At 61.0% G+C, this 15,662-nt stretch carries 13 protein-coding genes; 5 read left to right on the top strand and 8 right to left on the bottom strand.

The window, feature by feature from the left end:
• The first annotated feature begins 30 nt into the window (after positions 1-30).
• Complete coding sequence (locus tag AC1ECN_RS34100; RefSeq protein ID WP_164582590.1) at positions 31-2,325, top strand: FdhF/YdeP family oxidoreductase; 2,295 nt, start codon at positions 31-33, stop codon at positions 2,323-2,325.
• Entirely contained in the window at positions 2,322-2,606 is a 285-nt protein-coding gene (locus AC1ECN_RS34095) for a hypothetical protein (RefSeq protein WP_024321413.1), read from the top strand. The genes AC1ECN_RS34100 and AC1ECN_RS34095 overlap by 4 nt, the downstream gene beginning before the upstream one ends.
• 27 nt (positions 2,607-2,633) lie before the next feature.
• Here the strand turns inward: AC1ECN_RS34095 and AC1ECN_RS34090 are convergent, their stop codons facing one another.
• The 8 genes from AC1ECN_RS34090 to AC1ECN_RS34055 all read right to left on the bottom strand — a co-directional run bounded on the left by AC1ECN_RS34090 (position 2,634) and on the right by AC1ECN_RS34055 (position 12,240).
• The gene (locus tag AC1ECN_RS34090; protein WP_164582588.1) at positions 2,634-3,635 is read right to left on the bottom strand and encodes an AraC family transcriptional regulator; all 1,002 of its coding nucleotides are present in this window, start codon (positions 3,633-3,635) and stop codon (positions 2,634-2,636) included.
• A gap of 941 nt (positions 3,636-4,576) precedes the next feature.
• Complete coding sequence (locus AC1ECN_RS34085) at positions 4,577-5,581, bottom strand: Ldh family oxidoreductase (protein ID WP_130726001.1); 1,005 nt, start codon at positions 5,579-5,581, stop codon at positions 4,577-4,579.
• Positions 5,581-7,566 carry an oxidoreductase gene (locus tag AC1ECN_RS34080; protein ID WP_130726000.1) on the bottom strand — a complete coding sequence of 662 codons (1,986 nt, stop codon included), beginning with the start codon at positions 7,564-7,566 and terminating at the stop codon, positions 5,581-5,583. The genes AC1ECN_RS34085 and AC1ECN_RS34080 overlap by 1 nt, the downstream gene beginning before the upstream one ends.
• 104 nt (positions 7,567-7,670) lie before the next feature.
• Positions 7,671-8,750, bottom strand: coding sequence for a quaternary amine ABC transporter ATP-binding protein (locus AC1ECN_RS34075; RefSeq protein WP_130656500.1), 1,080 nt, complete (start codon positions 8,748-8,750; stop codon positions 7,671-7,673).
• Positions 8,743-9,630, bottom strand: a complete 888-nt coding sequence (locus AC1ECN_RS34070; RefSeq protein ID WP_130725999.1) for an ABC transporter permease — start codon at positions 9,628-9,630, stop codon at positions 8,743-8,745. The genes AC1ECN_RS34075 and AC1ECN_RS34070 overlap by 8 nt, the downstream gene beginning before the upstream one ends.
• Before the next feature lie 105 nt (positions 9,631-9,735).
• On the bottom strand, positions 9,736-10,737 hold the full coding sequence (locus AC1ECN_RS34065) for an ABC transporter substrate-binding protein (protein WP_477955463.1): 1,002 nt from the start codon (positions 10,735-10,737) through the stop codon (positions 9,736-9,738).
• Positions 10,738-10,804: 67 nt separating this feature from the next.
• Positions 10,805-11,599, bottom strand: coding sequence for a pyrroline-5-carboxylate reductase family protein (locus AC1ECN_RS34060; RefSeq protein ID WP_018071441.1), 795 nt, complete (start codon positions 11,597-11,599; stop codon positions 10,805-10,807).
• 11 nt (positions 11,600-11,610) lie between these two features.
• Entirely contained in the window at positions 11,611-12,240 is a 630-nt protein-coding gene (locus AC1ECN_RS34055) for a TetR/AcrR family transcriptional regulator (protein WP_018071442.1), read from the bottom strand.
• Between the two features lie 146 nt (positions 12,241-12,386).
• On the opposite strand from AC1ECN_RS34055, the gene AC1ECN_RS34050 reads away from it, so the two are divergent.
• From AC1ECN_RS34050 to AC1ECN_RS34040, 3 genes are all read left to right on the top strand, one after another.
• Entirely contained in the window at positions 12,387-14,423 is a 2,037-nt protein-coding gene (locus AC1ECN_RS34050) for an oxidoreductase (protein ID WP_477955461.1), read from the top strand.
• A 48-nt stretch (positions 14,424-14,471) separates the two neighbouring features.
• Positions 14,472-15,074 (top strand): dimethylsulfoniopropionate lyase, encoded by a 603-nt coding sequence (locus AC1ECN_RS34045; RefSeq protein WP_018071444.1) that lies wholly within the window; start codon positions 14,472-14,474, stop codon positions 15,072-15,074.
• A 34-nt stretch (positions 15,075-15,108) separates the two neighbouring features.
• Positions 15,109-15,662, top strand: a 554-nt coding sequence (locus AC1ECN_RS34040) for an electron transfer flavoprotein subunit beta/FixA family protein (protein ID WP_477955459.1), incomplete at its 3' end; no start/stop codon positions are given.

The following is a 15,662-nucleotide window of genomic DNA, read 5'->3' as shown; positions in this document are numbered from 1 at the left end:
TGTTTCCCCCGCTTCGACAATACAGGGCGCATGGACACAAAATTTATTGGTAAGAAATCGGCAGCAGCCGGCGGCTGGGGCGCTTTGAAGAGCTGCGGCAAGCGTTTGCTGCAAAGCGGCATGCCGATTTCAGGGGCGCGGACGATGCTGAAGGCGAACCAGCCGGATGGGTTCGACTGCCCGGGCTGCGCCTGGGGCGATCCGGAGCACGGATCGTCGTTCGAATTCTGCGAGAACGGCGTGAAGGCCGTCGCCTGGGAGGCGACGGAGAAACGGGCAACGCCCGCCTTCTTCGCGGAAAACACTGTATCGCAGCTTCGCCAGCTGACGGACTATGAACTGGAACTCAACGGCCGTCTGACTCATCCGATGCGCTACGATGCGGCGAGCGACCGTTACCTGCCGGTCGCGTGGGAGGATGCCTTTGCCGAGATCGGCAGCATCCTGAGGGGGTTCGATAGCCCCAACCGGGCGGAATTCTATACGTCGGGCCGGGCGAGCAACGAAGCCGCCTTCCTCTACCAGCTGTTCGTGCGCGTCTACGGCACCAACAATTTTCCCGACTGCTCGAACATGTGCCACGAGGCGAGCGGCATCGCCATGCGTCAGGCGGTCGGTGTGGGCAAGGGTACCGTGCTGCTGGAGGATTTCGAAGAGGCCGACGCGATCTTCGTGATCGGGCAGAACCCGGGCACCAACCATCCGAGGATGCTCGGTGACTTGCGCCGGGCGGCGATCCGCGGCGCGCGCGTCGTCGTCTTCAATCCCATCCGCGAACGCGGCCTGGAGCGCTTCTCCGACCCGCAGGACAAGGTCGAGATGCTGCGCGGCGGTTCGACCGATATCGCCAGCCTTTATCTGCAGCCGCAACTCGGCGGCGACATGGCCGCGGTGCGCGGGATGGCAAAGGCCGTGCTGGCCGCGGAAGACGCCGCCGTCGAAGCCGGTCTGCCCTCCGTTCTCGACCATGCATTTCTCGCCGAACACTGCGTGGGTTTTGCAGAATACCGGGCGGCGGTCGAGGCGACGAGCTGGGCCGAGATCGAGGACCAGTCGGGACTGAGCCGGCAGGAGATCGAACGGGCGGCCGATGTCTATGTCAACGCCGAGCGGGTCATCTGCACCTGGGCGATGGGCGTGACCCAGCATCTGCATTCCGTGGCGACGATCCGCGAGATCGCCAATTTCATGTTTCTGCGCGGCAATATCGGCCGGCCGGGTGCCGGCCTTTGCCCGGTTCGCGGCCATTCCAACGTGCAAGGCGACCGTACGGTTGGCATCAACGAAAAGCCATCGGACGATTTCCTCGATGCGCTGGAGAAGCATTTCCGCTTCACCGTTCCCCGCGAACATGGCCACAATGTCCTTGCCGCGATCGGAGCGATGCTCGATGGCTCGGCCGAGGCCTTCATCGGGCTTGGCGGCAATTTCGCCCGCGCCACGCCCGACAGCGCACTCGTTGAAAAGGCGCTGCGGCGGCTGAAGCTGACCGTGCAAATCGCCACCAAACCCAATCATTCGCATCTCATGCCCGGCGAGACGGCCTTCATCCTGCCGTGCCTCGGGCGCACCGAGATCGATCTGAATGCGGCGGGCAACTCACAGCTCATAAGCGTCGAGGATTCGATGAGCATGGTGCATGGTTCCGCCGGCATCAATCGTCCGGCCTCACCGCATCTCCTCTCGGAAGTCGCCATCATCGCCGGCATTGCCCAGGCGACGGTCGGCTCCGCCGTGGTCGACTGGGCAGAGCTCGCCGACGACCACGACCGTATCCGCGATCATATCGAGGCGACCATTCCAGGTTTCGAAAACTACAATGCGCGCCTGCGCAAGCCGCGCGGTTTCCACCTGCGCAACACGGCCGCCCATCGGGAGTGGGATACGCCGGCAGGCAAGGCATCGTTCTCTCCGGAAGCGCTTCCCGACGAGACGGTGCATCAGCGGGCGCGAAAGGGTGAGGGGCGTTTCGCCCTGCAGACGTTCCGATCGCACGATCAATACAATACGACGGTTTACGGTCTCGATGACCGATACCGCGGCGTGTATGGGGAACGGCAGGTCATCTTCATTCATCCAGCCGACCTGAAGGCGATGAATGCCGAGGCCGGTGACCGGGTCGACGTGGTCGGCGAGCATGATGACGGTATCGAGCGCATCGCTGAGAATTTTCGCTTTGTGCCCTATGACATTCCGCGAGGAAGCATCGCGGGTTATTATCCCGAGCTGAACGTGCTTGTGCCGCTTGGCAGCGCGGGCGTGGAAAGCGATACGCCCACCTCGAAATCCATCATGGTGTCCTTCCGCCGGCGAAAAGCCGCGTGAGCGAAGAGGCCTCCGACGCCGATCGCTTTCTCGCTCTCGTCGCTGCGGCGCAAGTCAGGGATATCAGGCTGACATCCATACAGGCCGGTCTCCTGGTCGCCGCGGATCTGGGGATTGCCCGTGACAGCCGCGCCTTTGCGCGCCTGCTGGGGATCGCGCATTCTCTCGTGCTCAGGGAACTCAACGTCCTGGCGGAACGCGAAGGGGTGCTGCAGATCGTGAAGCGGGATCTAAGGACGATGAGAGTGCATTACACATTGCCGCCGCGGGACGAGGCGTAAACACCCCTGCGCCGCAAGCCACGGCCGCTAGCGGCGGATCACGCGCTTCCTGGTGTCGGAAGGGTATTCTCCGTAGGTGGTTTTATAGACTGCGGAAAACCGGCCGAAATGAAAGAAGCCCCATTTGAGGCAGATGGCCTTCATGGTCTCCTTGCTCTCGGGATCGAGCAGATCCTGGCGCGCGGCACGCAGCCGAAGCGTCAGCAGATAGACGGCGGGAGAGGTTCCCCTGAACGCACGAAAACCGGTTTCGAGCGCCCGGCTGGATACGCCGGCGGCTTCGGCCACCTTCGGCATGGTGATCGGCTGATCGATATTGGCATGCATGAATTCGATCGCCCTGCGGACATGCCGGGGCGCGATCAGGGCGGGCCTATTCTCCAGGAAATGCGACAGCCGGTGCGGCACCAGGCGCACGACCAGATCGGTGAGCGCCTGCGTCATATGCGCCATGGCGATCGGCGACTGCAGCAAGGGGCCATCGTCGCGCATGCCTAGGATGATCGTTTCCGTAAGGTTGCCGATCAGCTGGCCTTCCGGCTTCGACAGATCCAGTTCCGGCAGCAGGTCGAGGGAGCCGCTGAACGGCATCTCGAAAGTCTGGCCGATCGTCTGCAGGATGAGAGGCCAGTTGATCAGCAACTCGTCGATGACGTTCGATTGCCCATGCATGATAACGCTGTTGGGTTCGAAATTGTTATAGAGAAGCAATTTTCCTTGCCCGGCCTCGGCGATGCGGGACGATCCATAGGTTACCCCCATGCCGCCGCTGCGCGGCACGACGATCGACAGATACTCCGCCGTATCGACGGTCGGCTCGATATTGAACTGAAACTCCGCCGCATGATAACCGGTGAGCAGGACGGCGTTGTCACAGACCGAGAAATCCAATCCCCAATGGAAGTCCTTGGCGCGGCCGACGGGCTCGGCATCAAAGGCGCCAAAAGCGCCGCCCAGCGTTTCGACCATGTTGTCGAAGGACGAACCACTAAATCGAAATGAAAATGGGGGAGGGCTATTTTCAGTCATGCTGCTCCCATTGTTCGGCCCGGCTGTTTCGGCATGCTCTTTTCCACGGCTCGCAGGTGTCAGCGCGACGCGCGGCCGACCCGAATGTCGGATTTGTGCGCGTACCTCTGCCAGCCTTGCCGGTCGTCATGGATGGTCGTCCCCCGCCGCGGCGCTTCATTTGAGTCCGCAGACGGAATGGATGAGCGGGGCTTGGATGTATATTAGACGATTATTGGATAAAGTGCAGCAGCTTGCAGCGGAGCAGGTGGATCGCCGCGTGTTATCGGCATCGAGGTCAGCAGCTTGCGCCAGCTGATGCAGGCCGAATCCGGGCATGGTAAACGTCAAAAAGACCAGCCCGTTGAATGCATTAGTTCCCATCCAGATCAGGAACTGACAGAACCTGCGGCGATTGGCAAGACGTCACGCTGCCGGTCATAACGACAACCCGCTGGCAAAACGATCACGCTGAAGGAGCGATTGTACAGCTCTATCCGCCGCGCCGCAGGGTGACCGCGGCGATCTGGCCGAGATGCGCATCATCTGAAGCTTATAGAGAACGCCCCATTCGAGAGCCGCGCAGTCGCCTGCCGAAGGGTCTTTGTGGACCGCTTAAAGATGGCCTTCGGCAGGCAGACAGGCATGCAGGCATACGCACGGGATGGAGTGCGTATGTAAGATCCCTTCCATCCTTTGGGGGGCATGGGATGGACGGGCTTGGCTTTGAGACCGCAAACCATCATGGTCTTGGTCGGATTTCATCTTACTGTTCCTTAGCTATGGAGCAATTGTCGGGCCCCGATATTGTCGACCAATCGGCTTTTCGTGACGCAGTCTGGACTGACCTTGCGCAAAATGTACATGAACCGGCCCCGCTGAAGCCGCCTGTTGCGCGCAATGAACGCCGGCATGATGCCGCCGGGCGCGATGCATTCGGTTTGGGCTGAGCAATGATTTTCTTACTGAAGGCATAAGCGACGGATCGTTTCCAACACGCCTATGTCGACGTCAAGATGATCTGCTTCCGCGACGCTCGCGGACATCGCTCTGTCTCCGGGGATACGGACTCCCTTGGAACGCAGCCGTTGCAATTGGGCCTTGGCGCGCTCCGGGAATTCCGAATCCGCAGCCGCGGGAAAGAGGGCGATCACGGTCATTCCCGCATTCACCGGGTGCTCGCCCGAGAGAAAGTGGCCGGCATCGAGCGACCAGGCGGCCCCCGAAAGACCCGCGGACAGCATCTCGACGATAAGGGCGATATTGCCGCCTTTATAACCGCCGAAGGGCAGGAGAGCACCGAGCATTGCCTTGACCGGATCGGTGGTGATGGCGCCCGTCTCGTCGATGGCTATGCCGTGAGCAATCGGCGACTGCGCCTTTGCCGCCTCGGCAAGCGTTATGAACGCCGTCGCACTCGTCGCCTGGTCGATGACGACAGGCGGCAAGGGTTCCGGCAGGGGCACGCCGAAAGCGAGCGGATTGGTGCAGTAGACGCGCTCCCCGCCCTCGGCGGCGGCCATCAAAGCCGGTCCGTTGGCGGCGGCGATGGATATCAATCCGTCCTGGGCCAGGCGCCGGACGTAATATCCCAATTCCCCGGCGGTATAGCTGTTTCTTTGCGTGAGGACTGAAATGCCGAAGGTTTTCACGCACTTTACGAAGTCGTCGTAAATGAGATCAAACCCGAGCTGCGCTATGCCGCCATCCGCATCGGCCTGGATCAGGGCCGGCAGCACATGGTTGAAGCGAGGCTTGGCATCTCCGTTGATCCGCCCGTCGCGCAGGCTGGTGAGATAATCGACGAAATGCGGAAAACTAAGCTCGGTGCGACCGAAGCAGGCGGCCGACAGCGTTGCATCGACGAGCGCTTTCGCCATGGCCGGGCTGCTGCCGCAGGCAAGGCAGGCGTCGTGCGCCAGGTGACGGAGTTCGTCGATTGGCATTCTTATCCTCTGCCCGGCCATCACAGCTCCAATGCCGCTCGTCTGCCCTCATAGAAGGCATAAGGCGCCTGGCGCGGCGCAGCACAGTCCCCGATCTCCACCACCTGACGATCGTTTGAACGCAGTTCATCACCCAACCAATTTGCTGCCGCATTGGTGGTGGCGAGCACCAGGCTGTCGCCTTCCTCGAAGAAACGCTCGCCGGTATTGTGATCCAGCAGGGTGACGCCATTGCCGTGCCATTCCAGCACGCTGACCTCCAGAAGCCATTTGACGCCCAGCGTCTTCAACGTCCGGCGCAGCGGGACGTCGGCGGTGGTACGCTGAAGTTCTTTGCCGATGAACGGGTCGGGCGAGAGCATCGTCACCAGGTGCCCATCTTCGGCGAGCTTCCAGGCGGTTCCGCAGCCGCGCCAGCCGCCGCCCTCGTCCAGCAGCAGAACTCTCTTCCCTGGCCTTGACTGCCGCGCCATGACGGCCTCGACGGTGAAGACGTTTCCTTTTTCGATGCCGGGCAGCGTCGCGACTGAGGGCAGAGCCTTCTGGAAGCCGGTTTCGGGTGAATAGGAACCCGTTGCCAGGATGACGGCGTCTGCGCCGATGGTTTCGACATCCGATGCTTCGACATAAGAGTTGAGCCGGATATCGACGCCGAGCTTCGTCAGCTGCCGCTCGTACCAGCCGATGAGCTCGAGGATCTGCGCCCGGCGAGGCTGCATTCCAGCAAGCAGGAAATTGCCGCCGAGCCGGCTGGATGCTTCAGCGAGGATGACCCGGTGGCCCCTTTCAGCGGCGGCGCGGGCGGCTTCCAGGCCAGCAGGCCCGGCGCCGACCACCAGCACCGTCCTCGGCTGGCCGGCCGGTGCGAAGCGGTCGCCGCCCCATTGGTATTCCCGTCCGGCCGATGGGTTGATGAGACAGCTTATCCAATAATCGCGCGAACGCCGGCCCCAGCACATCTGGTTGCACGAAATGCAGCCACGAACATCGTCGGGGCGGTCCTCGCCGGCTTTTCGAGCCAGATGCGGATCKGCAATCTGGCCGCGCACGATTGAGACGAGGTCAGCCGCTCCTTCTCCAAGAACGGTCTCGCCGTTCTCCGGCGTTCTGATATGGCTTTCGGCAATGACGAGCGCATGTTTGACGGATCGCCTGATCGTTGCGGCAAGATCGGCGCCGAGCTTCTCCTGGTAGAGGAATGTCGGCATCAGCTTGTGGAAGTCGAGATAGCCGCCCGAACCGCAGGTCACATAGTCGACGAGGCCGAGATCGTCATGGAGAGCGAGGATCTCGGCAAGCTTGTCCCGCGTCAGCGCAACGCTATGATCGGGCTCATCGCTGATCGCAAGCCCGATGATGAAATCCTGACCGCACACTGCCCGGATGCGGCTCATGATTTCCCGTGAGAAGCGGGTCCGGTTCTCCAGCGAACCACCCCATTGATCCTCTCGCCGGTTCGACCAAGGCGTCCAGAACTGCTCGATCAGGCCGAGATAAGCCGCCCAGACTTCGACGCCATCGAAACCGGCCTCGCGACAGCGCCGCGCCGCCTGCACGAAGCCGTCGATGGTTTCCCAAATCTCAGCCTCGCTCATGGAATGCGAGCCATCGCTGTCGTGATAACTGGGCAAGCCGGAAGGAGACCAATGCGGGTGGTATGAATTATCGGAATCCCCATGCGCGCCGACATGGTAGAGCTGCTGGATGGCGACCGCACCGTTTTCCTTGATCGCGGTCGTGACCTTGCTGAAGTGAGGGATCACGCTGTCGTCGCCGGGAAGAAAATTTCCGCGCGTCAGCACGGCCGCGGGATGCACCGGCATCGGTTCGACCACGATCATTGCGGCGCCACCGATCGCGCGCTCGGCATAATAGGCGACGTGGCGTTCGCCGGGTACACCGTCGCTCGCCATGTTTGCCGTATGCGCTCCGAAGACGATCCTGTTGCGCAAGGTGTGTCCGCGCAGGCCGATCGGCGAAAACAGACGCGGGAAGAGTTTTGACATGGTGATCCACAGGCGTCAGGCGGCGGACTTTCCAGTTCCAGAGATGGCGACGTGCCTGATATCGGTGTCGCCAACGAACCGGAAAGTCGGCCGCATTTGGAGCTTCAAAGTGCGACCGAGAGGGCGCTATCGCGTCGGGGAGCCACCTCCTGCGAGTTCACCATCGCGCCCGCGAGCTGGCGGAAGGTGACAAGCCCCAATGCCTCCCCGGATGGCGAAACCACCCTGGCATCGTCGTGCGCCGCCGATGCCAGGATCCGGACGGCGTCTTCGACGGTCGTGCCTGATGCGATCGTCAATCCGCCTGGGACCGCGCCGGAGTGCAGGGATGTCATGATGGCATCGACTTGGATGACCCGCCCTCGATTGACCTCCTTGACGAAGTTGGCGATGTAGGCGTCTGCCGGACGCAGAACGATGTCCTGGCTGGTGCCCTGCTGGATGACTTCGCCATCGCGCAGGATCGCAATCTGGTCGCCCAGCCGAAGGGCCTCATCGAGATCATGGGTGATGAAGACGATGGTCTTCTTGATCTCCTTCTGAATGTCGAGAAGGACCGACTGCATATCGGTGCGGATCAAAGGGTCGAGCGCCGAATAGGCCTCGTCCATCAGCAGAACCGGCGCATCGTTCGAGAGGGCGCGTGCCAGCCCGACGCGCTGCTGCATCCCGCCCGACAGCTGGTTGGGATATTTGCTCTCGAAGCCTTTCAGGCCGACCCGCTCCAGCCAGCCCATGGCGACGTCGACGGCTTTCGAGCGCTCCATGCCCTGCACTTCGCGGCCGAAGATAGTGTTGTCGAGAACATTCCGGTGCGGCAGAAGCGCGAACTTCTGAAACACCATTGCCGTCTGGTGGCGCCGAAACGTCCGCAATTCGGTCTCGTTCATTTTCACCACATCGACGCCGTCGACAAGCACTTCGCCTGATGTCGGATCGATCAGACGGTTGATGTGGCGGATGAGCGTCGATTTGCCCGAACCCGAAAGGCCCATGATCACCTGGATGCGGCCCGAGGGTATCTCGACATTGATATCTTTCAGGCCCAGCACGTGGCCGTGCTTTTCGTTGAGCTCGGTCTTCGACAATCCCTTTTGGACAGCATCGACATGAGCGCCGGGATTGGGACCGAAGATCTTGTAGAGATTGCGGATCTTGATGCCGCCGAACCGATGATCAGCCATGGACGATCTCCCGATGCTTCTGGAGCCGCTTGCCATAGGCCTGGCTGACCCGGTCGAAGATGATGGCAATGCCGACGATGGCAAGGCCGTTGAAAATACCCAGGGTGAAGTACTGGTTGGCGATAGCCTTCAGAACCGGCTGGCCAAGGCCCTGGACGCCGATCATCGAAGCGACGACCACCATGGCGAGCGCCATCATGATGGTCTGGTTGATGCCGGCCATGATGGTGGGAAGCGCCAGCGGCAGCTGGACCTTGAACAGCTTCTGCGCGCTCGACGTTCCGAACGCATCGGCTGCCTCGAGCACGTCCTTGTCGACCAGGCGGATGCCGAGGTCGGTCAGCCTTATCATCGGCGGGATGGCGTAGATGACCACGGCGATCAGTCCCGGCACCTTGCCGATGCCGAGCAGCATGACGACAGGGATCAGGTAGACGAAGCTCGGCATCGTCTGCATGACGTCGAGGATCGGATTGATAACGCGCTGCAGCCGGTCGGAACGCGCCATCAATATCCCCATCGGAATGCCGATGGCGATGGAGAGCACGGTACAGACGAAGATCATCGAGACCGTCCGCATCGTATCGTCCCACATGTCGAAATAGCCGATCAACAGCAGTGTGACGAGACAGCCGAGGACGATCTTCAGGCTGCGGCTCCCAAACCATGCGATGACAAGGATGATTGCCGTAATGATCGGCCACGGCGTCTGCGTCATGAAGCGGTCGGCGGCGATCAGGAAATGCTGCAGCGGGGAGAAGAGGCTTTCGATCGCGTCGCCGTAGCTGCGGGTAAATGCGCGAAAACCGTCATCGATCGCCTTCTTCAGATTGCGAAGGGCATCGTCATCCATATGCGGGAATTTATAAAACCATTCCATTCGGTTCCCCTTTTTCTTCAAGTTTTCGGACGACATCATGCTCTCACTATTTAACTCAGAACAGGATTCAGATTTTAGGCCGAACAGGCCTGAAATCATCCTGTTCTAGAGAGCAGCTTCGATCTTCGTGGCTGCCTCAGGCGAGACCCACTTGGTCCACAGGTCCTTGTTTTCTTTGAGGAAGTGCTTGGCGCCGTCCTCACCGGTCGCCTGGTTGTCGGTCATCCACGCCATCAGCTTGTTGACCGTCTCATTGCTCCAGGAGCGCTTCGTCAGGTAGTCCATGACCTCCGGCCCGGCCTTTTCCGAAAAAGGCTTGGCAACCAGGGTCACCACGTGATCGACCGGCCATGCATTCGGCTTCGGATCGGGGCAATCGGCGACGGTATTGCAGCGCTTCCATTCGGCGGCGTCGTTCGGCACGCCGGCTTCCAGCTTGACCATCTGGTACTTGCCGAGCAGAGCGGTCGGCGCCCAGTAATAGCCGGCCCAGCCTTCCTTGCGTTCGTAAGCCTTGGAGATTGAACCATCGAGGCCGGCAGCCGAACCGGTATCGACGAGGGTGAAGCCYGCCTTGTCGGCTTCGAAGGCCTTGTAGAGCTGCGTGGTCACCACGGTGCCGCCCCAGCCCTGCGGACCGTTATAGATGGCGCCCTTCTTCGCATCCTCAKGAGCGGGGAAGAGTTCCGGATGCTTCAGCACGTCGCCGATGGTCTTGATGTTGGGATGGGCGTCGGCCAGATATTTGGGAATCCACCAGCCCTGGACGCCGCCATCGGGCAGCGGCGAGCCGACCTGGACGATCCGGCCTTCATCCGTTCCCTTCTTGACGACATCGGGCAGCAGGTCGATCCAGGCTTCCGGCGCGATATCAGGCTGGCCCTTTTCGGCCATCGAGGTAATCGTCGGTACGGTATCGCCGACGGTGATTTCGGCATCACAGCCATAACCTTCGTTCAGGATGAACTTGTCGAGGTTGGAGAGAACCTCTGCACTCTGCCAGTTCATGCTGGCGATGGTCACCGTGCCGCATTCGGCGGCGCTGGCGAAAGACGCCCCGCCAATCAGGCCGAACGTCAGACATGTCGATGCAAGTAGTTTTTTCATTCTCGTTCCCTCTGTTTAGCGGCCGGTTTTGCTGAGCGGGGCGCCGCAGGACCCACTCCAACGGTTGTCAGGAAGCGTCTCCCATACTCACCGATTTCTTGAATGCTGCCGATAGTCCCTCCGCAACCGAAGCGTCGAACCCGGCAGCGCGCATGCCTTCAATGGCCGCCGCAGTGGTGCCGCGATAGGCAAGAAAGGTTTGAACGACATCGTCAGGAGATTCGTCTTGGCGCTCCAGCAGGCGGCCGGCGCCCGTGATCACCGTGTTGACGGCGCGGCGCGCAATCTCCGCCGACAGGCCATTGGCGACGGCGTCGCGCATCATGGCGGCGGCGAGCAGCGCCGGGAATGCCGGTCCAGACCCGGAAAGGCCGGTGAGGTAATCGATGTCGCTTTCCCTTGCGACCTCGTCCTCAGATCCGCATGCCTGAAAAATCGCGCGGACGAGCGCCCGGTCGTCTTCGGTGACGTCGCTCGCGCCAATCCACGGCGTATAGGACTTGGCGACGTCGGCAGCGGCATTCGGCAAAGCGCGCACGACGCGACTGGTGTTGTGGCATTCGGAAAGTGCGTCCAGGCGGATGCCCGCCATGACCGAGATGACCAGCTTGCCGCCGGCATCGACATCAAGAGCACGCCAGTCATCAGGACGGACGGAAAGAACGATCACGTCCGAGCGGTCGGCAAGCGCCTGACTGTCGGTGGTCAGGAAAGAATTCGGGAAACGGCGCGGCTCTTCACTACGATAGGAGAGGGAGAGATTTCGAGGTTCGACCAGGCCGGCATCAAGGATCGAGCCGGCGATTGCTCCGCCAAGCCAACCGCCGCCGCCGATGATACCGATCCTCAAGGAAACGCTCATCCCGTCCTTCCCTAACCCGGCCTGTAGCCATGCCGCGAGAAGAAGCGATCGAGCTCCCTCTGTTGCGGCACTTCGCCGGTGTAGATCGCGATATATTCGGGGATCCGTTTCATGCGGACGGCGAGTTCCTCCCTAGCTTGCATGGAGATATATCCGATCTGCACGAGGTAAGTTGTTCGCGCTCGGACATCCGATGTCGCTTCTGGTAGCCCGAACCGGATAAACATCAGCTTGAGGGCTTCCAGTCGAAGCTGATCGGCTTGCCGGACCTCGGCGAGAATCTCGTCGGACTGCAGCGCCCAGCTGCGCACGGCGAATTCGAACCGGGCGTCGAACAGATCATTGTTGAGCCAGCAGTCGAAGACGTTGAGCATCGCCTCGGCAAGCGATTCCGCGTAGGCTTCGGACTGCTTGATGATGTTGCCGGTGTTTTTGTCGCGCCACCGCGCCACGAGCCCGGCCAGCAGTTCCTCCCGGTCCTTGAAGAACCAGTAGAAGCTCGTGCGCGAAAGGTTGAGCTTCTTCGCCAGCGGCAGAATTTTCACCGAATCCACGCCGGAATCCAGCAGCGAGTGGTAAGCTGCTTCCAGCCATCCCTCCTGCGATCCGCGCCAGCCAGTGTCATTCAAAGCCTGATCCATGGATAATCTCCTATCAAATTGCGCAGCCGCGCACAAGAAAAATGTACATCTGTGTCTAAAGTAACGACCCAGTTGTTTTCAATGTTGACACATATGTACATTATGCTTAGCGTTCCCTCCGATGTTTTAATCCGGAACCACGGCCCATGTCGAACGATCCCCTTCTTCAGCCCTATCAGCTCAAGCATCTGACGCTGCGCAACCGTATCATCGTGACCTCCCACGAGCCGGCCTATCCGGAAGACGGCATGCCGAAGGAGAGGTATCGCGCCTATACGGTGGAGCGGGCAAAGGGCGGCGTGGCCTTGACGATGACGGCCGGCTCGGCCGCGGTGTCCAGGGACAGCCCGCCGGTCTTTAACAACCTGCTTGCCTATAAGGACGAGATCGTACCCTGGATCAGGGAAATGACCGACGCCGTGCATGAAGAGGGTGCGGCGATCATGATCCAGCTCACCCATCTCGGCCGGCGCACGCGCTGGGACAAGGGCGACTGGCTGCCGGTCGTGGCGCCATCGCATCATCGCGAGGCGTCCCATCGCTCCTTCCCGAAGAAGATGGAAGATTGGGATATCGAGCGCATCATCAAGGATTTTGCCGACGCTGCGGAGCGCATGAAGGCGGGCGGCATGGACGGCGTCGAGCTGGAAGCCTACGGCCATCTGATCGACCAGTTCACGTCTCCGCTCACCAACGAGCTCGACGGTCCTTATGGCGGCTCGCTCGATAACCGTTTGCGCTTCTGTTTCGATRTCTTCAAAGCGATCCGGCAAAGAGTGGGGAACGACTTCATTCTGGGCGTGCGCTACACCGCCGACGAATGTCTTCCGGGCGGCACCGGCAAGGCCGAAGGCTTGGAAATCTCCAGGCGCCTGAAGGAAAGCGGCCTCATCGATTACCTCAACGTCATTCGCGGTCACATCGATACCGATGCGGGTCTCACCGACGTGATCCCGATCCAGGGCATGGCGAATTCACCGCATCTCGATTTCGCCGGCGAAATTCGCGCCGCGACCAACTTCCCGACCTTCCACGCGGCGAAAATCCCGGACGTCGCCACCGCGCGCCATGCGATCGCCTCCGGCAAGGTCGACATGATCGGCATGACCCGCGCCCACATGACCGACCCGCATATCGTCCGCAAGATCATCGAAAAGCGGGAAGACGATATTCGTCCCTGTGTCGGCGCCAATTACTGTCTCGATCGCATCTACCAGGGCGGGGCCGCCTTCTGTATCCACAATGCCGCCACCGGCCGCGAACTGACCATGCCGCATATCGTGGCGAAGGCCGACGCCAAGAAAAAGGTCGTCATCGTCGGCGCCGGCCCGGCCGGTCTGGAAGCGGCGCGCGTCGCCGGAGAACGCGGCCACCAGGTCGTGGTTTTCGAAGCGGCGAACCATCCCGGCGGTCAGATCCGCCTCACCGCCCAGAGCGAGCGCCGCAAGGAAATGATCAGCATCATCGACTGGCGCATGAGCCAGTGCGAGAAATACGACGTCACCTTCCACTTCAACACCTGGGCGGAAGCCGATACCATCGAGGCCGAGAATCCCGATGTCGTCATCATCGCGACAGGCGGCCTGCCGCATACCGAGGTTCTCGCCAGCGGCAACGAGCTAGTGGTCTCTTCATGGGACATCATCTCCGGCGACGTGAAACCTGGAACCAACGTGCTGATCTTCGACGATGCCGGCGACCATGCCGGCCTTCAGGCGGCGGAGTTTCTCGCCAAGGCAGGCGCCAAGGTCGAGATCATGACGCCGGACCGCTCCTTCGCGCCCGAGGTCATGGCCATGAATCTCGTGCCCTATATGCGGTCTCTCCAAAAGCATGACGTGACCTTCACCGTCACCTACCGTCTGGAAGCCGTCGAAAAGAGCGGCAACCAGCTCGTTGCCCATGTCGGCAGCGATTACGGCGGGATTGCCAGGCAGCACAGCTTCGACCAGATCGTCGTCAATCATGGGACCATTCCGCTCGACGAGCTCTATTTCGAACTGAAACCCGGCTCGAGCAATCTCGGCGAAATGTCGCACGACCAGCTTCTTTCCGGAGAACCCCAGTCCATCATCCGCAATCCGGACGGCAAGTTCCAGCTGTTCCGGATCGGCGATGCGGTCGCCGCACGCAACACGCATGCAGCCATCTATGACGGGCTGCGCATCGCGAAAGATATCTGATCGCACGAGTGGACCGCTTGTCGGCCGATCGTCTCGGGAGGTGATGACATGAGTTTACGCAATGAAAGCCTCCAGATTTTCCTGGATGCGGTTTTCGTGGCTTTCGACCAGTTCGCGAATGCCCCGGAGGCCCGCCGCTCGATTCGTCAGATTTCTGCGGCGCTTGAGCGCCCGGGAACCGCGCGTGCGGGGGAGGGAAGCCGATTGCCTGTGTGCGCTCTCCTTGATGTGGCGCTTTCCGTCGATACGTCCTATCCTTCGCTGACGCGTTTGATCGAGGGGTTCAAAGGCATCGAGCCAATGCTTGAATGGCATCGGCGCACCAAGTATGACCACACGGCCAGCGACAATTTTGTCGATGGGCATGCCAACGCCATGATTATCGGCCCGGGAGGATTGGAGGAGCGGAGCGACCTGTGGATCGGCGTGACGTTGATGGCGCCTCACGTGCGCTATCCGGATCACGACCATGCGCCCGAGGAAGTCTATCTCGTGCTTTCCGAGGGAGAGTTCCAGCAGGGGAAAGGGGACTGGTTTTCGCCAGGTATCGGCGGATCCTTCTACAATGTCCCTGGCATCAAGCATGCGATGAGGTCGCTTGACACGCCGTTCTTCGCCTTCTGGGCATTGCTTGCCGAACGGCCGAACTGACGGCCAGCAGTTTAGAAATAAAGGGGGGTTGCCCATGAAGATACTCGTCCCAGTCAAACGGGTTGTCGACTACAACGTGAAGATCCGGGTGAAGCCGGATGGCACGGGTGTCGAGCTTGCCAATGTGAAGATGTCGATGAACCCGTTCGACGAGATCTCGGTGGAAGAGGCGCTGCGGCTGAAGGAAGCCGGCAAGGCCGAGGAAGTGGTTGTCGTCTCGATCGGTCCTGCCAAGGCCGAAGAAACGCTGAGGACGGCCCTTGCCATGGGCGCCGACCGGGCGATCCTGGTCGAGACCGACCATCAGATCGAGCCGCTCACCGTCGCCAAGATCTTGAAGGCTGTCGCCGATGCCGAACAGCCGGGGCTGATCATCGTCGGCAAACAGGCGATCGACGATGACAGCAACCAGACCGGCCAGATGCTGGCGGCGCTACTCGGCATGCCCCAAGCGACCTTCGCCTCGAAGATCGAGATCGGCGATGGCAAGGCTCAGGTGACCCGTGAAGTCGATGGCGGCCTGCAGACGATCGAGATCAAGCTTCCGGCTGTTGTGACCACCGATCTGCGCTTGAACGAACCGCGTTA

The organism is Rhizobium sp. 01N447_2 (genome assembly GCF_056399245.1).
Note: the sequence above shows the minus strand (reverse complement) of the source record. Positions and strands in the feature narration are given on the sequence as shown.